Below are 22691 nucleotides of genomic sequence, written 5' to 3' on the forward strand. Positions count from 1 at the left end.
GGAAAACAAGACGATGAAATTCCTTCCGACGCTTTTCGCTGCCGCCCTTCTGCAAATTGCCGCCTTCGCTCCCGCCCATGCGGAATCGAGTCTCGATCAGATCAAGTCCGCCGGCGTTCTGAAAATCGGCACCGAGGGCACCTACGCCCCCTTCACCTATCACGATGCCAGCGGCGCGCTGGTCGGCTTCGACGTCGAAATCGGCCGGGAGGTCGCAAAGCGTCTCGGCGTCAATGCCGAATTCCTCGAAGGCAAGTGGGACGGTCTGATCGCCGGCCTCGACGCCAACCGCTACGACACGGTCATCAACCAGGTCGGCATCACCGAAGAGCGGAAGAAAAAGTACGACTTCTCCGAGCCCTATATCGCTTCCAAGGCCGTGCTGATCGTCAAGGGCGACAACGAGGAGATCAAGGGCTTCGCCGACCTCAAGGGCAGGAAGTCGGCCCAGTCGCTGACCAGCAACTTCGGCAAGCTCGCCCAAGCCTCGGGCGCCGAGCTCGTCGGGACCGACGGTTTCGACCAGTCGATCCAGTTGGTGCTGACCGGCCGCGCCGACGCGACGATCAACGACAGCCTGTCCTTCCTCGACTTCAAGAAGCAGAAGCCGGACGCGAACGTGAAGATCGCCGCCGAACAGGCCGACGCCGACTATTCCGGCATTATCATCCGCAAGAATGAGCCGGACCTGCTTGCAGCGATCAACAAGGCGCTTGCCGAAATCAAGGCCGACGGCACCTACGACAAGATCTCGCAGAAATATTTCGGCGCCGACGTCTCGAAATAGCGTGTCGAAGGCGCCGCATCGGCCCCTCATCCGCCTGCCGGCACCTTCTCCCCGCAGGCGGGGAGAAGGGCCACGCGGCAACCTCTCGCCCTTTTGGAAGAAGTCATGCGTCGCAGCGCCCTCGTCCCCTCTCCCCGCGCGCGGGGAGAGGGGACTGCATGTTTCCTTAAATCGTAGCCGATTTAGGGATAAAAACATGCAGCAATTCAAAGTGCTACAGCGTCCTTCGCGCGTCTGATAAGACGCGCGGCGCTGTAGGGTGAGGGGGCAATCGGCCTCTTCCCACGTCGCATGGATGCGGGCTTCACACCTTTCCCCGTCCTGCTTTATGAATCGCGATCCGTCCCAGATGGGACGGATCGCGCGCTTTTTTGAAAGGCTCTCCCTTGCCCCAATGGCTTCAATTGATGGCGGATTCGCTGCCGACCCTGCTCTGGGCCGGACTGATCTTCACGGTCCCGCTGACCCTGCTTTCCTTCGTCCTCGGCCTGTTGTTGGGTCTCGTCACTGCGCTCGTCCGCCTCTTTGCGCCAGCGCCTTTCGTCGCCGTGGCGCGATTCTATGTCTGGGTGATCCGCGGAACACCGCTCCTCGTCCAGCTCTTCGTCATCTTCTATGGTCTGCCGAGCATGAACATCTTGCTCGATGCGTTCCCCGCCGCGTTGATCGGCTTCACGCTCAACATCGGCGCCTACACATCCGAAATCATCCGCGCGACGATCTCCTCCGTGCCGCGCGGCCAGTGGGAAGCGGCCTATTCGATCGGCATGAGCTGGAGCCAGGTGATGCGCCGGACGATCCTGCCGCAGGCGACCCGGGTTGCGATCCCGCCCCTCTCGAACACCTTCATTTCGCTGGTGAAGGACACCTCACTGGCCGCCGCCATTACAGTGCCAGAACTCTTCCAGACGGCGCAGCGCATTGTCGCGACCACTTATGAACCACTCATCCTTTATATCGAGGCGGCGCTGATCTACCTTGCCATGAGCTCCGTACTGTCGGCCCTTCAGGCGAGGCTGGAGCACCGCTTCGCCCGCTATGGCGGTTTCCTGGAGGCGCGCGCATGATCGAACTCACCGAAATCGAAAAGCGCTTCGGCACCAACCTGGTGCTCAAGGGAATCAGTGTGACGATGGCCGAAGGCACGGTAACGGCGCTTGTCGGCCCGTCAGGCGGCGGCAAGAGCACGCTTTTGCGATGCGTCAACTTGCTGGAGATCCCGACACAGGGCGCCATCCGGCTCGGTGACGAACGGCTGGAGTTCGCGCCTCACCGCACGGTCGGCTGGAGAGCGATACAAAAGCTGCGCCGGCAAACCGGCATGGTGTTCCAGAATTTTCAGCTCTTTCCCCACCAGACCGCGCTCGGCAATGTGATGGAAGGTCTTGTGACCGTTCTCAAATGGCCGGCCGACCGTGCCCGCGCCCGCGCGCTCGAACTCCTGGAAAAAGTCGGCATGGCGCACAAGGCCGATGCCTGGCCGGCAACGCTCTCCGGCGGCCAGCAGCAGCGCGTGGCGATCGCCCGGGCGCTCGCGCCCTCTCCGCGCGTCCTTCTCTGCGACGAGCCGACCTCCGCACTCGACCCGGAACTTGCCGAGGAAGTTGTGGAAGTCTTGAGCCGCCTCGCGCGCGAGGGCACGACGATGATCATGGCGACGCACGACCTTCGCCTCGCCTCACGCGTCGCCGATCACGTTATTTTCCTCGACGGCGGCGTCATCGTCGAGAGCGGCCCGCCCAGGAAGATCTTTTCGACGCCCGAGCGCGAGCGCACGAAGAAGTTCATCGCCTCGCTCAGCGCGCCGATGAGCTACGATATTTGAACAATCGGGCGGACGAGCCGAGTCCGCCGTCGCCACGGCGCCACCAATAGCCGGGGCACTTCTCGCTCCGCCGTCACTCCTCGCGCTTGACCCGAGGATGACGGCGGGAGAGCTTTCTCCGGACCGCTGCGCCCATCTGCAGTTCCGGACGCATCAACCAAACACGATCAGCAAATCCTTGGCGTCGATCTGGTCGCCGGCCCTGACCAGCACCTCCGCGATCACCCCGTCCTTCTCCGCGTGCAGCGCGGTCTCCATCTTCATCGCCTCGATCGACAAGAGCACGTCGCCGGCCTTGACCGGCTGGCCGGGGTGAACCGCCACCGTCGAGATGACGCCCGGCATCGGCGCGCCGAGCTGGGCGGCGTTACCGGCTTCGGCCTTGCGGCGGATCGCGGCGGAGGCGCCGCGGTTGCGGTCCGGTACCTTGATCGAGCGCGGCTGGCCGTTCAATTCGAAGAACATCTTGACCATGCCCTTCTCGTCGATCTCGCCCTGGGCCTGGTTGAGGATGACCAGCGTCTTGCCCTTCTCGATATCGGCGAAGAGCTCCTCGCCCGGCGCCATGCCGTAGAAATAGGCCGGCGTCGGCAGGACGCTCACCGGACCGTAGGTTTCCGCGGCCAGCGCATAGTCGGTGAAGACCTTCGGATACATGAGGTAAGAGGCAAACTCGAAGTCGGTGACCTCGCGGCCGAGCTTCTCTTCGATCGCCTTGCGCTCCGCGTCGAGATCGGCAGGCGGCAGCAGCGAGCCCGGCACCGCCGTGTACGGCTCTTCGCCCTTCAGCGCCTTCTTCTGCAGCGCTTCCGGCCAGCCACCCGGGGGCTGGCCGAGATCGCCCTTGAGCATCGAGATGACCGATTCCGGAAAGGCGATGTCCTTGGCCGGGTTCTCGACGTCGGCGACCGTCAGGTCCTGGGAAACCATCATCAGCGCCATGTCGCCGACGACCTTGGAGGACGGCGTCACCTTGACGATGTCGCCGAACATCCGGTTGGCGTCGGCATAGGCCTGCGCCACCTCGTGCCAGCGGGTCTCTAGCCCGAGCGAGCGGGCCTGCTCCTTGAGGTTAGTGAACTGCCCGCCCGGCATTTCGTGCAGGTAGACTTCCGAGGCCGGTCCCTTGAGGTCGCTTTCGAAGGCCGCATATTGGTGGCGCACCGCCTCCCAGTAGAAGGAGATGCGGCGGATCCATTCCGGATTGAGGCCGGGGTCGCGCTCCGAGCCGGAAAGCGCCTCGACGATCGAGCCGAGGCAGGGCTGCGAGGTGTTGCCGGAAAGCGCATCCATCGCCGCGTCAACGATATCGACGCCGGATTCGACCGCGGCAAGCACGGTCGCGGCAGCAATGCCGGTTGTGTCGTGCGTATGGAAATGGATCGGCAGGTCGGTCGCTTCCTTCAGCGCCTTGAACAGCACGCGCGCGGCGGCCGGTTTCAGAAGGCCCGCCATGTCCTTGACCGCGATGATGTGGGCGCCGGCCTTCTCCAGTTCCGCGGCGAGCGCCGTGTAGTACTTGAGATCATACTTCGGCCGGGCGGAATTCAGGATGTCGCCGGTATAGCAGATCGCCGCCTCGCAGATCCTGTTCTCTGCGGCGACCGCGTCCATTGCGACGCGCATGTTCTCCACCCAGTTCAGGCAGTCGAAGACGCGGAAGACGTCGATACCGCCCTTGGCCGCTTGGGCGACGAAGTATTTGACGACGTTGTCGGGATAGTTCTTGTAGCCGACGCCGTTGGCGCCGCGCAGAAGCATCTGCAGGAGCAGGTTCGGCGCACCCTCGCGCACCATTGCCAGCCGCTCCCACGGGTCTTCGGTGAGGAAGCGCATCGACACGTCGAAGGTCGCGCCGCCCCAGCATTCGAGCGAGAAGAGGTTCGGCAGCGCCCGGGCATAGGTTCCGGCGACACGGGCGATGTCGTAGGTGCGCATGCGGGTGGCGAGCAGCGACTGATGGCCGTCGCGCATCGTCGTGTCGGTCAGCAGCACCTGCGGCTGCGCCTTGACCCATTCGGCGAATTTCTTCGGCCCGAGTTGATCGAGAAGTTGCTTGGTGCCCGGCTTCACTTCGCCGTTGATGAACGGCACGACGGGCGCGGCGATGTCGTCGTTGGGTTTCGGCCGGCCCTTCGCCTCCGGATGGCCGTTGACTGTGACGTCGGCGAGGTAGGTCAAAAGCTTGGTGGCGCGATCCTGGCGCTTGACCTGCTGGAACAGCTCCGGCGTCGTGTCGATGAAGCGGGTGGTGTAGCTGTTGTCCTGGAAGCTCGGGTGGCTGATGATCGCTTCCAGGAAGGTCAGGTTGGTGGCGACGCCGCGGATGCGGAATTCGCGGAGCGCGCGGATCATGCGGCGAATCGCCTCGTCCGGGTTCGGCGCCCAGGCCGTCACCTTCTCGAGCAGCGGATCGTAGTAGCGGGTGATCACAGCGCCGGAATAGGCGGTACCGCCGTCGAGCCGGATGCCGAAGCCGGTGGCGCCGCGGTAGGCGGTGATGCGGCCGTAGTCCGGAATGAAGTTCTGCTCGGGATCTTCGGTGGTGATGCGGCACTGCAGCGCATGGCCGTTGAGGCGGATGTTCTCCTGCGACGGCACGCCCGATTCCGGCCTGCCGATGGCATAGCCGTCGAGGATGTGGATCTGTGCCTTGACGATGTCGATGCCGGTGACGACCTCGGTCACCGTGTGCTCGACCTGGATGCGCGGATTGACCTCGATGAAGTAGAACTTTCCGGTGTCGGCATCCATCAGATATTCGACGGTGCCGGCGCCGATATAGTTGGTCGCCTCGGCGATCCGCTTCGAATAGGCAGCGAGCTCCTCGCGCTGTTGAGCGGTGAGATACGGCGCCGGAGCGCGCTCGACGACCTTCTGGTTGCGCCGCTGGATCGAGCAGTCGCGCTCAAAAAGGTGAACGACGTTGCCGTGGGTATCGCCCAGAATCTGGCTTTCGACGTGGCGGGCACGCTCGACCAGCTTTTCCAGATAGACCTCGTCCTTGCCGAAGGCGGCCTTCGCCTCGCGCTTGGCCTCGGTCACCTCGCGGATCAGATCTTTCGGATCGCGGATCGCCCGCATGCCGCGGCCGCCGCCGCCCCAGGAGGCCTTCAGCATCACCGGATAGCCGATCTCTGCGGCCAGCCGCTTGATCTCGTCGGGATCATCCGGCAGCGGCTCCGTCGCCGGCACGACCGGTACGCCGATCGAGATCGCGAGGTTCCGCGCCGCCACCTTGTTGCCGAGCTGGCGCATCGTCTCCGGCTTCGGGCCGATGAAGGTGATGCCGTTGGCGGCGCAAGCTTCCGCAAATTCCGGGCTTTCGGACAACAGGCCGTAGCCCGGATGGATGGCGTCGGCGCCGGAAAGCTTGGCGACGCGGATCACCTCGTCGATCGACAGATAGCTCTCGATGGGCCCGAGATCGCGGGCAAGATGCGGGCCGCGGCCGACCTGATAGCTCTCGTCCGCCTTGAAGCGGTGCAGCGCCAGTTTGTCCTCCTCAGCCCATATCGCGACCGTTTTGAGTCCCAGCTCATTGGCCGCGCGGAACACGCGGATGGCAATTTCGGAACGGTTGGCAACAAGGATCTTAGAGATAGGCAAGTCGGACTCCTCAAGACTTGAAAACGCGGGAATGCTGCACCGCGAAATGAAGTTTTAGCGAGTCACTTGAGGAAGTGCAATTTCAGATGCGACATCGAGCGGGACGAGAAAGTGTGAGCGGTTTCCCGCCGCTGCATCCCGCTCTAATCTTTAAAATCGATCACGGCCGAACGGAGTCGACCTCAGGAAATGAGGCCGAGACGGAAGGCGATGGCAACGACGTGATGGCGGTTCTTCGCCTTGAGCTTTTCCTGGATACCGTTCATGTACCAATCGACCGTGTGGCTCGATATGTCGAGGACCTTGCCGATATCGTTCGACGTCATGCCGTCGGCAAGATAGTTCAGCGCTTCCATTTCGCGCCGCGTCATCTGGACTTCGACGCGCGAGACGAGTTCGGCCATGATCTCGGGATCGGTGAACTCCAATAGCTTCCAGAAGAGCCTTTTGGCGATGGCGTCGAAAAGGCTCAATTCGACGGGGCTGAGATCGACCACCCGACCGCCGACCGTGAGGTTGCCCATCAGCCCGCGCCGGCCGTGCACCGGGAAAATATAGCCGTCGAAGAGGCCGTGATTGCGCGCCTCGACCATCATGCTTTCCATGCGCTTGCGGTGCGGGTCCGAGCGGAAGGCGGCGAGCGTGTCGCGCCAGCGGAAACCGCGCTGGGCATGGCCGAGATAACGGATCGTCGGATCGATGACGACATATTTCTTGCGGATGTAGATTTGCGGCCACCCGTCCGGCCAACGGCCGGCAAGCAGCAGCCTCAGCGGATTCTCGTTGGGCTTCGGTTGGCGCACGACGCCATAGAAGTCGAAGCCGCAACGATCGAGCAGCCGTTCGAACTCGGGCAGAATCTCCTCGCGCGTCTTCATCTCCTCCAGGAGCGCCAGAAACTGTACGAGCAACGTGATATTCATGGAACACCTTCAGGTCGAGAATGCGACGGACGCAGCGCTTGAGAACCTCACATGAACGCCCCGTTCAGAAGCCATTCATGTTGCAACCGCGATAATTCTTCTTATCACGCCCGGTCTTGCACGAAACCTGCAAAATATCGGAGTGGAGGCATAAAGATAGCGGACTATGGATTATCCCGCCAATCCTCCCTTGGCACCGGATCTTCCCGCAGTCGGCAGAGTTTAGCCTCCACGTTTTCGGCAGGGACTTCACAAGGCCGCCCAGTAGGGCTTTGACGGCCGGCACAGTGGCGAAGTTCCGCCACCCCGGGACCGTCAGAGGCGCAACGCACTGCCGCATCGAAACATTGCTGCGGCGCAACATCCGATGCCCAGAAGGGGTGAGACAGTGTCTTTGTTCCAGGTGTATGCAAGAGCCCTTCAGTATCTTGCCGTTCACAAATTCCGCGTCGGGGCGATCGTGATCGCCAACATCGTTCTTGCCGTCATCACGATTGCCGAGCCGATCCTCTTTGGCCGCATCATCGATGCGATTTCGTCGCAAAAGGACGTCGCGCCGATGCTGCTCATGTGGGCGGGCTTCGGCGTCTTCAACACCGTCGCCTTTGTCCTCGTCTCCCGTGAAGCCGACCGGCTTGCGCATGGCCGCCGCGCAACGCTTCTGACCGAAGCCTTCGGCCGGATTGTCTCCATGCCGCTCTCCTGGCACAGCCAGCGCGGCACCTCCAACGCGCTGCACACGCTGCTGCGCGCCTGCGAAACCCTCTTCGGCCTCTGGCTCGAATTCATGCGCCAGCACCTCGCGACGGGCGTGGCGCTTACCCTCTTGGTGCCTACTGCCTTCGCCATGGATTTTCGCCTCTCGCTCGTCCTCGTCGTCCTCGGCGCGGCCTACGTGGCGATCAGCAAGGTCGTGATGAACCGTACCAAAGACGGCCAGGCCTCCGTTGAAAACCACTACCATACGGTTTTCTCGCACGTCTCCGACGCCATCAGCAACGTTTCCGTGGTGCATAGCTACAACCGCATCGAGGCCGAAACGCGCGAACTGAAGAAGTTCACCGAGCGGCTGATTTCTGCCCAGTATCCGGTGCTCGACTGGTGGGCGCTCGCCAGCGCGCTCAACCGCATGGCTTCGACCATCTCGATGATGGCGATCCTCATTATCGGCACCATTCTCGTGCAGCGCGGTGAACTCGGCGTCGGCGAGGTCGTTGCCTTCATTGGTTTTGCCAACCTGCTCATCGGTCGCCTCGACCAGATGAAGGCCTTCGTCACGCAGATCTTCGAGGCACGCGCCAAGCTCGAGGACTTCTACCAGCTCGAGGACTCGGTGCGCGAACGCGAGGAGCCGGCCGGCGCCAAGGAACTGACGGGCGTCGTCGGCGAGGTGGAATTCCGCGACGTCTCCTTCGACTTCGGGAACTCCGGCCAGGGCGTGCGCGACGTCTCCTTCACGGCGAAGGCCGGCCAGACGGTGGCCATCGTCGGCCCGACCGGCGCCGGCAAGACGACGCTCGTCAACCTCCTGCAGCGCGTCCATGATCCGAAGCACGGCCAGATCCTGATCGATGGCGTCGATGTCTCGACCGTCACCCGCAAGTCGCTGCGCCGGTCGATCGCCACCGTCTTCCAGGATGCGGGCCTCATGAACCGCTCGATCGGCGACAACATCCGCCTTGGCCGCGAGGACGCCTCGCTCGACGAGGTGATGGCCGCCGCCGAAGCCGCCGCCGCGTGCGGCTTCATCGAGGGCCGCCTCAACGGCTACGACACGCTCGTCGGCGAGCGCGGCAACCGCCTCTCGGGTGGCGAACGCCAGCGCGTCGCGATCGCCCGTGCGATCCTCAAGAACGCGCCGATCCTCGTACTCGACGAAGCGACGAGCGCGCTCGACGTCGAGACCGAGGCGCGCGTGAAGGACGCGATCGATGCGCTGCGCAAGGACCGCACGACCTTCATCATCGCCCACCGCCTGTCGACGGTGCGCGAGGCCGACCTGGTGATCTTCATGGACCAGGGCCGGATCGTCGAAATGGGCGGCTTCAACGAGCTCAGCCAGAGCAACGGCCGCTTCGCCGCGCTGCTGCGCGCAAGCGGGATCCTCACGGACGAGGATGTCCGCAAGAGCCTCACGGCGGCTTGACGCTTACAGGCCTCGACGAGATAAATGCCCCGGAGTTTTCCGGGGCATTTTTCATTGGATCGAGGGAAGGGACTGAAGCTCCGCCTTGGTTGTCCAGGAGCGCCCGCACGAAGCCCTCGGCCAGCGACCGCCCGCCGACGTCTATCGGTCCGCGGCCACACGCCCGATGCCGAAGCGTCTCGACGATCCCTGGTATGATGCCGATCATCAGGTTCGGCGCGTGCGCGACTGCGGCGAGATCAAGTGGAAGGGACGCCGCCTCTTCGTCAGCGAAGTCTTTGCCGGCGAACTCGTCGGGCTGGCCGAGCTGGAAAACGGCGACCACGTCGTGCGCTTCGGCACTTTGGATCTCGGGCTGGTCGACCGCGGCGGCGTGTTTCATCGCTTCGCACCGCCGCGTTCGCCCCGCCAAGCGACAAAACACATGCAACAACCGAAACTGTCGACTATCCTCCCGGTCTGAAACGTCGACCATCACCCCGGTCGTTCAGTCACCCTCACGCAGCCCTGAGCGGCTTCGCCACCGCCACGTCCTTCAGCCAGTCGAGGTAATAGGCATAGACGAAATGCAAGGCGATGCCGGCGACGACGAAGAGCGAGCCGATGATCGGGTCGCGGCCGGTGACGAAGAGAAGCACCTGGCCCGCCATCGCAAGGATTGTCCCGAAGATGAAAACCGCCAGCGAATGGCGCCCGATCATCACCAGTGGATGATTGTTCTCAAGCCTGGTCAACCGGCTGATGACAGGGGTGATCGCCAGCAGATAGGCGAGCGCCAGCACATGCAGGAGCCGCGTCAGCGACAGGAACGTCTTGTCGAAGCCGGTCAGCACCGCCGGTAGTCCGAAGGAGAAGTCGATACTCCACCAGGAGAACATGACCCAGAAGGCGGAGACGGTGAGATAGGCGGCGGAAACCCCGATCAGCAGCCAGTGCCGTGGCAGGCGCCCCCCGGCCCGTATGTGGCTCATGCACAGGATGCCGATGACGAAAAGGAACTGCCAGGACCAGGGATTGAGGAACCAGTAGCCCTCGTCGAGGAAGTTCGACGGCACCAGCTTGAACCAGCCGGCGGCGAGCCATAGCGCGGCCGACAGTGCGAGGAGCACCCAGCGCCCCACCGCCCTCAGCCACAGGATGCCCGGCAGCATCAGGAACAGCGCCGCATAGAGGGACAGGATGTTGTTGTAACCGAGCTGATGCCCAAGCAGGACCATCGCGACGATGCCCTGCTCCGTCTGCTCGACGAACGGCCGGATGTTGATTTCACCGATCAGGTCCTGACGGCCGAAATAAAGAGCGCCGCCCGCAAAAATCGCCAGCGTGACGACGCTCGTCATGATATGCGCGACATAGAGCGTCAGCGCGCGCCGCCACATCTTCAAGGTCAATGCCAGCCTTGCGCCCGTCATGAATTTTCCGCCATAGGCGGCGCCGACCGACAGGCCGGAAATCAGCACGAAGGCCTCAGCGGAGTCCGAGAAGCCTGCGTTCTTGTGGGTGAGATATTCGAGATATTGGCCTGGGACGTGGTTGATGAAAATCGTCAGCAGGCAGAGCGCGCGGAAGACGTCGAGGCGTGTGTCGCGCTCGGTAAAAGCCGGCACAGGACGAGGAACGCTGATCCTGGGCTGGTTGGAGCCGGGGTCGTTGTGACCCGGGTCGGCAGCCTTGATCGCGTCCTTGCCAAATGTCGTTTGCAGCATGCGGTCTGGTATCCGGGATTTGGCGCCCCGCCCCACCCCTGTTGGAAACAGGATGCCGAAGACGCGCTCCGGCGATCTCCGGGACGACTTCAGCACCGTCGATGAAGCGCGATCCGACTACTGCATGTTTCCTTAAATCGTAGCCGATTTAAGGAAAAACCACGTAGCAATTCAAAGCACTACAGCGTCTCCGCGCGTCTGATAAGACGCTGGGCGCCGTAGTGGATCGCGGCCGAAACCGAGCGGCAAAAAACCGGCCTTGCCCGTCTGGTACAAAGCCGGTTTCCTCCCATGCTCAATTCCGGCGGTTACAGCAAAATCCCTTCATGCGCGTTTTTTGTGACACTATTATTTACGCTGACGATCGGTTCACCAGTTTTTGAATCGCGCCCCACGGAAATCCGGTGCGTTGCGCCATTCACCCGGACCTCGGCGGAGTAGCCTGCCCAGTCCGCCGGCAGCACGGGCCGAATCACCAGCTTCTTACCCTTCAGGCGAATGCCGAGAATGCCCTCGACGCCCGCGCGATAGAGCCAGCCGGCCGAGCCTGTGTACCAAGTCCAGCCGCCACGCCCCGCGAGCTCGCCCTCGCCGTAAACATCGGCGGCGACGACGTAGGGTTCCACCCTGTAGTGCTCGGCATCGTCGCGGCTGAGCGCATGCGATACGGGGTTGAGCATCTGGAAGGTCCGCCACGCCTCTTCCGCCCGCCCCTGAGCAGCAAAAGCGAGCACGACCCAGGTCGCCGCATGTGTATATTGCCCGCCGTTTTCGCGCACGCCCGGCGGATAGGCCTTGATGTAGCCCGGGTCCTGCTGCGTCTTTTCGAGCGGCGGCGTGAAGAGCCGCACGATCCGTTTTTCCGGATCGACCAGTTCCGCCATCACCGCGTCCATGGCAAGCCTGGAGCGTTCCGCCTCGCCTTCGCCGGAGAGCGCACTCCACGACTGGGCGATGGAATCGATGCGGCATTCGACGTTTTCGGCGGATCCAAGCGGCGTGCCGTCGTCGTAGTAGCCGCGGCGATAGTAGTCGTCGTCCCAACCCGCCCCGTCGAGCGCTGCTTTCAGCATCTCGAGATGCGTCTCCCAAAGCGTGGCGCGCGAACCATCCTTCCGCTCGCGGGCATGCGGCAGGAAGGCACGCAGCGCACCGGCCAGGAACCAGCCGAGCCAGACGCTCGTGCCCTCCCCGGCAATACCGACCCGGTTCATGCCATCGTTCCAGTCGCCGCCGAGAATGAGCGGCAGACCGTTCGCCCCTGTCCGCTTGATCGCGAGATCGAGCGCGCGGGCGCAATGCTCGTAGATATCGGCCGTCTCGTCCGCACTCTCGGGCTGGAAGAAGTTGTCATGCTGGCCCTCTTCGAGGGAGGGTCCGACAATGAACGGCACCTTCTCGCCGAGGATGTCCGTGCTGCCGGTGACCGCGCAGTAATGCGCCACCGCGTGGGCGAGCCAGACGACATCGTCGGAGATCATCGTGCGGACGCCGGCACCGGTGCCGGGCAGCCACCAGTGCTGCACGTCGCCCTCGACGAACTGCCGCGCGGCCGCGTTGAGGATCTGCGCGCGCGCAAGCTCCGGCCGGTGCACGAGGAAGGCAAGCGTATCCTGCAACTGGTCCCGGAAACCGTAGGCCCCGCTTGCCTGATAGAACGCGGAGCGTGCCATGATCCGGCAGCCCAGACTCTGGTAGGGCAGCCAATGGTTGACCATGTGGTTGAAGGATCTGTCGGGCGTCTCAACCTTCACGACACCGGTGAACTCGCTCCAGAATGCCTTCGCCGCCTTGAGCGTCGTGTCGAAGGCCGTCCCCCGCAATTCGGTGAGGATCGACTGCATCTGGTCGCCGTTATCGGCATCGCCGAGGAAGAAGGTGATCTGCCGCTCCGCACCCGGCTCGATGACGAGATCGGACGAAAGGGCCGCGCAAACATCGCCATCGGTCTCCGTGAAACCGGTCAATTGAGCACCGGCGATGACCGCTTGCGGCGCCAGGATGCTGCCGGCCTGGCCCAGGAATTCCCTCCGGCTCGCCGTATAGGAACCGACCTGCGCGTCGATCGCGAGGAACGCCGAACGGCCGGCATAGTCGAGGCTGTATGGGTTGGTCGCGACGAGCGCCTTGGCGCCGTCATGCCATTCGGGCAGGACAAAAGGAGCCATCCGGCCGCGAATATTGCCGAGGACCCATTCGGCATAGCCGTAGATCCGCAACTGCCGCGCGGAGGCACCGCGGTTGCGGATCGAGAGCCGCACGAGCCGCGTCGGCAGGTTCCTGTGCACAGTGTGGACCGCCTCGATTTCGAGCTCTTCCTGGGTGCTTGCAAAGCGCGAATAGCCGAGCCCGTGACGGGCTTCGAACACGACCGACTTGCGCCGAGAAAGCGCGGCATAAGGCGTCAGCACCGAGCCGCTCGCCATATCGCGAACGAAGATCGCTTCGCCCGGCCGATTGACCACCGCATCGTTGGTCCACGGCGTCAGCTGGTAGTCACGCGAATTGCGGCTCCAGGAGAACGCCGAGCCCTCGGCAGAAACATGGAAGCCGAAGTGCTCGTTGGAAATGACGTTGATCCACGGATGCGGTGTCGCTTCGCCGCCGCGCAGCCGAACGACATATTCACGCCCTTCATCCGCGAAGCCGCCAAAGCCGTTCCAGAATTCCAGGCCGTCGCCGCTGATTTCCGCTGCAGCAGTCTCGCCCGCCTCCTGGATCACCGGCAGCAGCATCTGAGTGCTCTCGGTGATTTTCGCGGCAGGCTTCGAATAAAGCGCCGTGGCACGCGCGATCTGGTCGGAGATCGTGCCGTTGCGGGCGTGGAAGACAGCGCGCGAGGCCGATAGCAGCGTCGACCAGGTCTCGGGCTCCATCAAATCGCGACGCACCGCGAAGATATGCTGCCGCGGGCCGTCGGAAAGCCCACGCAGCCGCAGGTTCTCGCACATCGAATCGAGCGTGTGCTGCAGATCCTGGGCATAGGAGGACGCCCGCTCGTTGATGACGACGAGATCCGCGGTGATGCCGCGCGCTCTCAGATATTCCTGCGCACGCAGCGCCTCGCGCGCGATGCCGAGATCGCCGTCGTCGTTGATCCTCAGGCAGAAGATCGGAAAATCGCCCGAGATCGCCAGCGGCCACAGCGCGGCCTGCGAGGCGAGCCCCGACTTGACCGTCGCCGTATCGGCGCGAAGGTGCATGTCGGGATAGACAAGGTAGCGACCGAGCATCTGGAAGGTTGCCGCCTCCTGCGACGTCACCCCGACATGGCGCATCTGCACCTGGCTGCGCGTCCAGGCATGGATCAGTTCGTGATTGAAGGTTTCCGGGTGCCGATAGCGATCGATCGCACGATCGACTGTTTCGCGGTTCGGTGCGGCGATCGTCCAGAAGATGACACTCACCTTCTTGCCTGCCGGAACGCGCACGACGCGGCGAAGCGACATCACCGGATCGAGCGTAAACCCGTCGGTGCCCGAAAGCGTGACACCTGGGTCGAAGGCGGCAGCCTCCGAAAGCGTGCGCCCCTGGCCGATGAAGCGGCGGCGGTCGGTTTCCGCCTGGGTGTGGCGATCGCTGCCGGCATTGTCCGTGATGAGGTGCGCGACTTCCATGTCGGCATCACCAGGGCTGCGCTTGTTGCGCGAGACGCGGATGACGTCGCCCTGGCGGCTGATCTCGGTACGCAGGAACATCTTGGAGAAGGCGAGATGCGCGCTGTCGGCATCGTCCGTCGCAAGCACCGGCTCCGCGTAGGACGTGACTTCGATGAAGCGGTCCTCCGTGCCCGTATTGAGCAGGATGACCCGGCGGCCCTCCGCGTCGTGTTCGGTCGCGACGATGCATTCGACTTCGCTGGTCAGGTCACCGACGACCTTGACGAATTCCGCCTTGTCGTCGCCGAAACGGGTCATGGTCTTTTCGCCGGCCGCACGGCGCGGTTCGGCGGTGGCCGACCACCAGTCGCCCGTCACGGTGTCGCGCAGGAAGATGAACGTGCCCGTCCTGTCTTCGACCGGGTCCGGCTTCCAGCGTGTGACCGACTGGCCGTTCCAGCGCGCATAGCCGGCGCCGGTCGCGGTCAGCATGATCGAATAATGCCCGTTCGACAGGAAGACCGTTTCGCGGTCCTGCGTGACCGGATCCTCGATAACGCGGACTTCTGGTCTGAGGAGATCGGCCTGGCCCTTGCCGAGCGATTCCGGCTCGCGCCTGGCGTTCATCACCGGAATGTCGCGCGGTGCCTTCTCCTGCAGCAGCAGTTCCGCCGCTTCGATCACAGGATCGGCATGGAACCACTCGCGCAGGCGCCCGTTGAAAACGACGTTCGCAACCGCCGCGACCGACATGCCGTGATGGTGCGCATAGTAGTTGCGCACAACGGCGCATTTCTGCCCTTCGGGAATACGCGTCGGCGTGAAATCGACGGCGTCATGGAAGCCGTAGGCGCCGAGAGCACCGACCTCCCTGAGCCGCGCCAGATTGGCGAGCGCAGACTTCGGATCGTACATGCAGGCGAGGATCGACGCGTAGGGCGCAATCACCGCGTTCTGGCCGAGGCCGCGCTTCAGCCCGAGAGTCGGCACGCCGAAATTCGTGTACTGATAGGTCAACTCGTGATCGCGCGCGTTGAAGGCGGCTTCCGAGATGCCCCACGGGGTCCCGAGGCGACGGCCGTGGTTGATCTGCTCCTGCACCACCAGATTGTTCGTCTGGTTGAGAATGCCGCCCTGCCGCTCCTGCATGACCAGCGGCGGCATCAGATATTCGAACATGGAGCCGGACCAGGAGACGAGCGCGCCGCGCGCGCCGATCGGTACGATCGGGCGCCCGAGCTTGTACCAGTGCTCCGTAGGCAGATCGCCCTTGGCGATCGCAAAAAGGCTCGTCAGCCGCGCTTCGGAAGCAAGCAGATCGTAGCAGGCCTCGTCGAGCTCGTTGGCATTGACACGGTAGCCGATGGAAAGCAACCGCCGCTCCGGCCGGAACAGGAAGCCGAAATCCATCGAGAAGGCGATGTCGCGTGCGCGCTCCTTGAGCACCAGCAGCCGCTGGCGCAGTGCCTCGATCGCGCCGAGGTCGAAGACGCCGTCGGCGATATGCGCCTCGCAGGTGGAGACGAGCGAACCCGCCCATTTCTCCACCTCGGCGCTCTGGGCGGTGCGTACCTCGTGATCGAGGTTGGCAGCAAGCTTGTGCATGTCGCGCGCAAGCACTGCCAGGTTGATCACGCGGATCGACGCGAATTCACGCTCGCGCTTGACGGCGGCAAGCGCGTTCTGGAAGCCGGCGATGCGCTCTTCGATCAGGTGGCGCAACGGCCGGACGGTCTTGCGATCGTCGGGCAGTTCGTTGAGCACTTCCGAGAGAATGGCGGCGACGTCGCCGATGCCGTCGAGACTGCCCTGCACATGGGCGGAGGGTGCCTCGGCCCATTCCCGGCACATGGACGAAACCGAGATCAGGTGGCCGGCGAGGTTGCCGCTATCGACGGACGAGACGTAGCGCGGCTCCATCGTTTCGAGCGATCGCGTCCGGTACCAGTTGAAGAGATGGCCGCGGTATTTCGGCATGCGGTCGATCGTCGCGATCGTCTGCTCGAGCCGCGTGATCGTGTCTTCGAAACCGATCCAGCCGAAATCGCGCGCAGACATCACCGACAGGAGATAGACGCCGATATTGGTGGGTGACGTACGCTCCGCCAGCACCGGCTGCGGGGTTTCCTGGAAATTGTCCGGCGGCAGGAAGTTCTGCTCGGCGGTCACGAAGGTTTCGAAATAGCGCCAGGTACGCCGGGCGATCTTGCGCATCTCGTCGATTGCTTCATCCGACACGACCAGTTGGTCCTCGGTCTCGGCCGACTGGCTGACAAACCACGCAACCAGAGGCGAAGCCGCCCAAATCAGCGCGAAGGGGATGCCGATGTAGGGCAGTCCGGTATCGGACACCGCGGCAAGCGCCAATGAAATGACCGAGAGAGCCGGCGCCGTCCACATCGCGCCGAAATAATCGCGGATCGAGCCGTGGCCGGCGCTCTGAACCTGCGCGGCGGTGCGCCACTCGAGCATCAGTTTGCGGCTGACGAACGTGCGATAAAGCGAACGAACGGTCGCATCCGCCATCATTGCCGCATTGTGGGCGATGAAAACGATGCGGAGCGCAACTTGCGCGTTGGCAGCGCGAATCTCCGAGAGCACCGTATGCAGATGCGCCCGTGCGACGATGTCGTTGCGTCGCGGCATGATACCGTTGATCAGCGACAGGGTGGGAGCGACGAACAGGCTGAAGATCAGCACGATCTGCCAGATCAGCGCCTCGGTCGGCTCCATGTAGTACCAGCCCATGACCGAAGCGACGAGCCAGGCGACGGGGATCAGCGATCGGCGCAGGTTGTCGTACATCTTCCAGCGGCCGAGCATCGACAGGCCGTTCGCCGGATTGAAGATATAGGGCAGCAACTGCCAGTCGCCACGCGCCCAGCGATGCTGGCGCGACATTTCCACCTCGTAGCGGGTCGGGAAATCTTCGACGAGCTCGACATCGGTGACGAGCGCACAGCGAGCATAGGACCCTTCGAGCAGGTCGTGGCTGAGTACGGCATTTTCTTCGATCCGGCTCTTCAGCGCCGCCTCGAAGGCATCGACATGGTAGAGACCCTTGCCCGTGAAACTGCCTTCGCCGACGATGTCCTGATAGACGTCGGAAACCGTGAAGACATAGGGATCGATACCGCGGTTGATCGAGAAGATGCGCTGGAATGCGGAAGCCTCGCTGCCCGTGGTAAGCGAAGGCGTCACACGCGGTTGCAGCAGGCTGTAGCCGGTGAGCACTTCCTGCTTCTTGTTCACGACCGGCCGATTGATCGGATGGTAGAGCTTGCCGACCAGCTTCGTCACCGCGTCGCGCATCAGGCGGGTGTCGGAATCGAGCGTCATGACATACTGGACGCCGTCCGGTACCATGTTGGCGCCCTGCAGGAACGAGGTGTCACGGTCGCCGCGGAGCAGAAGGTTGAGCTCGTGGAGCTTGCCGCGCTTGCGCTCCCAGCCCATCCACACACCCTCGGCCTCGTTGAAGAGCCGGCGGCGATGCAGCAGGAAGAAGCGCGTCTTGCCGTCGTAGGCGTAGCGAGCGGCGAGCGAGGCGATTTCGTGCTTGGCATATTCGAGGACGTCCATGTCGGCCGGCGTTTCCTCGAACTTGCTGTCGGCCCAGTCGCTGAGCAGCGCGAAGGAGATTTCGCCCCGCGGGTTGGCGAGATAGTGGACCTCCAGATTGCGGACCAGTTCATCGACATGATCGCGCTTGGCGATCAGGCACGGGACGACGACGAGCGTGCGCGCATCTTCCGGGATGCCGTCGAGGAACTCGTAGCCGACAAGCCGCGAGGGTTTGACGACGAGCGTGACCAGCGTGTTGAACAGCCCCATCGCGCCTTCCGAAGCCGGCAGCGCGAACAATAGCAGCATGATCAGCTTCGCCCCGCTTGGAATTTCCATGGGGCTGACGAAGGCATAGACCGCGACCATCGCGAGAATGGTCAGAAGGATGTTCGGTCCGGCGATCGCGAACCAGCCGAGCTTGCGGCCGAAGCGGATGATGTGCTGGAGCGGCGACGGCGAATAGCCGATCCTGTTCTCCAACTCCTTGTACTGCGTGCCGACCAGGAAGGAGCCGACGTTCGGTTCCTGCAGCGGCGCTTCGACGGCCGCGGCGGCCCTTGCTTCCTCGACCATCTCGATCGCGATCTGGGTGACTTCATGCTCGCTGTGACCGGAGCGGCGCGCCAGTTTCTCGATCGTGTCCCGGTACTTGTTGCGCGAGCCGAAATCGAGCGAGGCATAGTCGGAGCCTTCGCGAAGCGTCGCGTCGATCTTGCTTACGCTCTCGAACCAGACGGCCCAATCCGTGTCGTCGATTTCGCGCAGGCTGCGGATGATGTTGCTCATCGTCGCGTTGCCGGAGCCCAGGCGATTCTGCTCGGCGACAAGCGCCTCCTCGACGTCGGTGCCGCGCCTTTCTAGCCGTTCCTCGATCCAGCCGATCACCGCGCCCGAAGTCTGCGAACCATCGCGCATGCGATAGAGCAGCTGCGCGATGAACGTGTTGTCGGCGGAACGTGCCTCCGATTCCGCAAGCAGCGTCCGGCACCTTTCGGGATCGTTCAGGCGCACGATCTGGTCGGCGACCTCGTTCGCCTTCTGCCGCATGCCGCGCGAGCGCTCGACCCGGATGGCGATCCGGCGCAGGTTCTCGATCAGCACGAAACGCAGGATCGACGGCAACGCCCACAACTCGCCGATCTTGAAGGTTTCATGCTGCTGGAAGCCCTCGACCATCGCGGTGATGTTTTCCCGCGAAACCATGCTGTGGGTGTGGGCGACATAAAGCCAGGCCAGCGCCATCGTGCGCGGGATGACGAGACCCGAGACCGAAAGCGTCGGCAATTGCCGATAGAACCTGCGCGGAAAATCGCGTCGGACTTCCTGGATCGCTTCCTCGACGACATGGTGGTTGTCGAGCAGCCACTCGGCCGCGGGCGTGATCGAGGAGCCGGCTTCGACGTCGGCCGCCGTCGTGCGGTAGACGCGCAAGATTTCCTTCTCGTTTTCGCGATGCCGCGCGCGGAAATCGAACGAAAAGAAACCGGGAAGCGACGAAGTGCCCTTCAGGGCGAGATTTTCACCGCATTGCCGAAGGTCGTCGATCGAGAAATAGGTCGAACGAATCGAATCGTTATAGTCGATCTGTTTCGCTTCGGGGTCGCGCGGTGAATGGGACGGCTTGTTCTGAAGGAGCATGGCTGCAGTTTCTGATTCCAACCGGGGTTGATCGGCCCGGCTTTCGTTGTTCGGCCAGGTCGATTGCGGCCCTGATGGTCCAAGCGGAGTCGGCGCGTTTCTAGACACGGTCATGTGTCCCCCCATCCGCCGTCATCCTCCCGAAAGTGGGAAGGCGCCGGAAGCGGGCGCCGCCGGGGACTTGGGCATCGGAGATCGCAAGGCCGACGGCGCGTTGGATTTCACGGCCGCGTGATGCATGAAAGTGGCATTTTTTAGCCACAGTGTCAGCAGCTTGCAAGGATTGCGAGCGCAGGTTCGGACGAATTGGGCGAGTCCGGAGCGGGAGAAAGCGGACCACCGCGCAGACTCCCGCCGGTTCGATGAACGTTCCTGTCAAGTCAGCCCCTTCCTGGTCGTGTTGCGGCATGGCGGCACGAGATACGGAGCCGCCGGCAAAGGTCCCGCTTCAGGCGGGCCGCGACGGGTCGAACTCAACCGACCTGTTCGGCAATCCATTCCCTGAAGGCGAGGCTGATCGGATTTTCACGCTTGCCCTCCGGAACGGCGAGGTAGTAGCTATTTTCGGTCTGCATCGGTCGATCGAGAACGATCCGCAGCGTGCCTGCGGCAAGTTCCTGTTCGATGAGATAGCGAGGCAAAAGGGCAAAACCGAGACCCGCGGTTGCCGCCTCGATCACCATCGAGAACTGGTCGAACCGGTTGCCGCGATAGGCGCCATGTCCATCCACCCCGTTTGTCTCGAACCAATGCGCCCAGAGCTTGGGGCGCGTGGCAAGATGGAGGAGTGGGCCGCCGCCGATATCCTCCGGCGCCTCGACCGGATTGGCCTTCAGGAGTGAGGGACTGGCGGCCGGAACGATGACCTCGTTGCAAAGAAAGCTGCAGGTTGCCCGCGCCCAGACAGGCTGGCCGTAGTGGATCGCCAGATCGAAATTCTGCTCGTCGAAATCGAACGGTGCCGAGCGCGAGGCGATATTGATGACGGTGCCCGGATGACGCCTCAGGAAATCGGGCAGGCGCGGCACCAGCCAGCGGCTGCCGAAAGTCGGCAGCGATGCGATGGACAACGTTGAATCGGCGCGCGCGGAGGCCATGGCGCGCACCATGAGCTCCTCGGTCTGATGCAGGAGCCGCCGGACTTCCGGCAAGAACTTCTGCCCGGCGTCGGAAAGGATGACCCGCTGGCGCACGCGTTCGAAGAGCAGGACGCCGAGCTGGGTTTCGAGATCCTTGATCTGTCGGCTGACGGCGCTTTGCGTGAGGTTGAGCTCGGCCGCGGCCTGGGTGAAGCTGCCGTGGCGCGCGGCGCATTCGAAGGCCTGCAGCGTCGTCACGTCAGGAACCAGTCGTCGGCTTAACTTCATTCCGGCCTCGCATCAACATAGTCAGAAGCAACGCGATCCAAGGCCGCTTCGTTCGGATATGATCAAAAATAAGAATGATCTTGTCCTTCACCCTTAGCGCGAGGCGAGCCACAGTGAAAGAAAATAGTTTCGTATCCGCCGACGAGGTCCGCTCGGCTTTCTCTGCCGCCATGTCGCTCATGTATCGTGAAGAGGTGCCGGCCTACGGCACGCTCATGGAACTGGTGGCGAAGGTCAACGCCGATACGCTGGTGGCGGACGCGACGTTGAAGGACCGTCTTCAGGCGACCGACTCGCTCGACCGCATCTCGGAGGAGCGCCACGGGGCGATTCGCCTTGGCACGCCGGCCGAACTCTCGATGATGCGCCGCGTCTTCGCCGTCATGGGCATGTATCCCGTTGGCTACTACGACCTTTCGACCGCCGGCGTGCCGGTCCATTCGACCGCCTTCCGGCCGGTCGGCGACGCGGCGTTGAAGCGCAATCCCTTCCGCGTCTTCACTTCGCTCCTGCGGCTCGACCTCATAGCCGACGAGACCCTGCGTGCCGAGGCGGAAGCGATTCTGCGCGAGCGCCGGATCTTCACCTCCGGCGCGATCGAGCTCACCGAAAAAGCCGAGCGCGACGGCGGGCTCGACAAGGCCGATGCCGAACGGTTCGTCGCCGAGGTGCTCGAAACCTTCCGCTGGCACGACAAGGCTAATGTTGGCGCCGATATGTACAAGCGCCTGCACGACGCGCACCGGCTGATCGCCGACGTCGTTTCCTTCAAGGGACCGCACATCAACCATCTGACGCCGCGCACGCTCGACATCGACAAGGTCCAGGCGCTGATGCCCGAATACGGCATCGCCCCGAAGGCGGTCGTCGAGGGCCCGCCGACGCGCAAATGCGCGATCCTGTTGCGCCAGACGTCGTTCAAGGCCCTGGAAGAGCCCGTCTCCTTCCGCGACGGAGAGGGCGCGTGGAAAACCGGTTCGCACACAGCCCGCTTCGGCGAGATCGAACAGCGCGGCATCGCACTGACGCCGAAGGGGCGCGGCCTCTACGACCGGTTGCTGGAGGAGTCGCGCAAGATCGTGCGGCCTGCCGCCGATGGGTCGAATGCGAAGCAGTACGAAGCAGCGCTTGCCCGGGCCTTCGAGGCTTTCCCCGACAGCTGGGCGGAGATCCGGGAGGCAGAACTCGGCTATTTCAGCTATTCTCTGACGGCAAAAGGCCGGCAGACGAAGCTCACCGGCCGTCGCGACCTCGATATGCTGATCGCCGACGGCCTCGTTGCGTTCGATCCGATCGTCTACGAGGACTTCCTACCGGTTAGTGCCGCCGGTATCTTCCAGTCGAACCTTGGCGACGGTGGCCAGCAGGAGTTCGTTGCAAGTCCGAACCAGAGGCGCTTCGAGGCCGATCTGGGTGTCGCCGTGCTCAATGAGTTCGATCACTATGCCGGTATCGAACAGGCATCGATTGAAAGCTGCCTTCAGGCGCTCTCAGCGGCGATGGCAGCGGAATGATACGCTTACC

11 protein-coding genes are annotated in these 22691 nt (G+C 63.3%); 6 read left to right on the top strand and 5 right to left on the bottom strand.

Going from position 1 to position 22691, the window contains the following annotated elements:
• Window positions 1–13 precede the first annotated feature (13 nt).
• From RB548_RS18135 to RB548_RS18145, 3 genes are all read left to right on the top strand, one after another.
• Entirely contained in the window at window positions 14–787 is a 774-nt protein-coding gene (locus tag RB548_RS18135) for an amino acid ABC transporter substrate-binding protein (protein ID WP_331375010.1), read from the top strand.
• A 386-nt stretch (window positions 788–1173) separates the two neighbouring features.
• Window positions 1174–1854: an amino acid ABC transporter permease gene (locus RB548_RS18140; protein ID WP_331372601.1), complete on the top strand. Its 681-nt coding sequence runs from the start codon at window positions 1174–1176 to the stop codon at window positions 1852–1854.
• On the top strand, window positions 1851–2612 hold the full coding sequence (locus RB548_RS18145; protein WP_331372602.1) for an amino acid ABC transporter ATP-binding protein: 762 nt from the start codon (window positions 1851–1853) through the stop codon (window positions 2610–2612). The genes RB548_RS18140 and RB548_RS18145 overlap by 4 nt, the downstream gene beginning before the upstream one ends.
• 153 nt (window positions 2613–2765) lie before the next feature.
• Here RB548_RS18145 and pyc read toward each other — a convergent pair whose 3' ends face one another.
• Complete coding sequence (gene pyc, locus RB548_RS18150) at window positions 2766–6221, bottom strand: pyruvate carboxylase (protein WP_331372603.1); 3456 nt, start codon at window positions 6219–6221, stop codon at window positions 2766–2768.
• Between the two features lie 182 nt (window positions 6222–6403).
• Window positions 6404–7144 carry a helix-turn-helix transcriptional regulator gene (locus RB548_RS18155; RefSeq protein WP_331372604.1) on the bottom strand — a complete coding sequence of 247 codons (741 nt, stop codon included), beginning with the start codon at window positions 7142–7144 and terminating at the stop codon, window positions 6404–6406.
• A 388-nt stretch (window positions 7145–7532) separates the two neighbouring features.
• On the opposite strand from RB548_RS18155, the gene RB548_RS18160 reads away from it, so the two are divergent.
• Both RB548_RS18160 and RB548_RS18165 read left to right on the top strand, forming a co-directional pair.
• On the top strand, window positions 7533–9290 hold the full coding sequence (locus RB548_RS18160; RefSeq protein ID WP_331372605.1) for a glucan ABC transporter ATP-binding protein/ permease: 1758 nt from the start codon (window positions 7533–7535) through the stop codon (window positions 9288–9290).
• Window positions 9291–9375: 85 nt separating this feature from the next.
• On the top strand, window positions 9376–9753 hold the full coding sequence (locus RB548_RS18165; RefSeq protein ID WP_331372606.1) for a hypothetical protein: 378 nt from the start codon (window positions 9376–9378) through the stop codon (window positions 9751–9753).
• Window positions 9754–9787: 34 nt separating this feature from the next.
• Here RB548_RS18165 and RB548_RS18170 read toward each other — a convergent pair whose 3' ends face one another.
• The 3 genes from RB548_RS18170 to RB548_RS18180 form a co-directional block, all read right to left on the bottom strand.
• Window positions 9788–10996 (bottom strand): OpgC family protein, encoded by a 1209-nt coding sequence (locus RB548_RS18170; RefSeq protein ID WP_331372607.1) that lies wholly within the window; start codon window positions 10994–10996, stop codon window positions 9788–9790.
• A 308-nt stretch (window positions 10997–11304) separates the two neighbouring features.
• On the bottom strand, window positions 11305–19914 hold the full coding sequence (gene ndvB, locus RB548_RS18175) for a cyclic beta-(1,2)-glucan synthase (protein ID WP_331372608.1): 8610 nt from the start codon (window positions 19912–19914) through the stop codon (window positions 11305–11307).
• A gap of 359 nt (window positions 19915–20273) precedes the next feature.
• The gene (locus RB548_RS18180; RefSeq protein ID WP_331372609.1) at window positions 20274–21167 is read right to left on the bottom strand and encodes a LysR family transcriptional regulator; all 894 of its coding nucleotides are present in this window, start codon (window positions 21165–21167) and stop codon (window positions 20274–20276) included.
• Between the two features lie 113 nt (window positions 21168–21280).
• On the opposite strand from RB548_RS18180, the gene hglS reads away from it, so the two are divergent.
• The gene (hglS, locus tag RB548_RS18185) at window positions 21281–22681 is read left to right on the top strand and encodes a 2-oxoadipate dioxygenase/decarboxylase HglS (protein WP_331372610.1); all 1401 of its coding nucleotides are present in this window, start codon (window positions 21281–21283) and stop codon (window positions 22679–22681) included.
• Window positions 22682–22691: the final 10 nt, after the last annotated feature.

Source organism: Sinorhizobium chiapasense, from assembly GCF_036488675.1.
Classification (GTDB): domain Bacteria; phylum Pseudomonadota; class Alphaproteobacteria; order Rhizobiales; family Rhizobiaceae; genus Sinorhizobium; species Sinorhizobium chiapasense.

Bases quoted from the DNA above. Each gene is read 5' to 3' on its own strand.
- RB548_RS18135 (WP_331375010.1), top strand. From the start codon at position 14: ATGAAATTCCTTCCGACGCTTTTCGCTGCCGCCCTTCTGCAAATTGCC.
- RB548_RS18145 (WP_331372602.1), top strand. From the start codon at position 1,851: ATGATCGAACTCACCGAAATCGAAAAGCGCTTCGGCACCAACCTGGTG.
- RB548_RS18155 (WP_331372604.1), bottom strand. From the start codon at position 7,144: ATGAATATCACGTTGCTCGTACAGTTTCTGGCGCTCCTGGAGGAGATG.
- RB548_RS18170 (WP_331372607.1), bottom strand. From the start codon at position 10,996: ATGCTGCAAACGACATTTGGCAAGGACGCGATCAAGGCTGCCGACCCG.
- ndvB (WP_331372608.1), bottom strand. From the start codon at position 19,914: ATGACCGTGTCTAGAAACGCGCCGACTCCGCTTGGACCATCAGGGCCG.
- RB548_RS18180 (WP_331372609.1), bottom strand. From the start codon at position 21,167: ATGAAGTTAAGCCGACGACTGGTTCCTGACGTGACGACGCTGCAGGCC.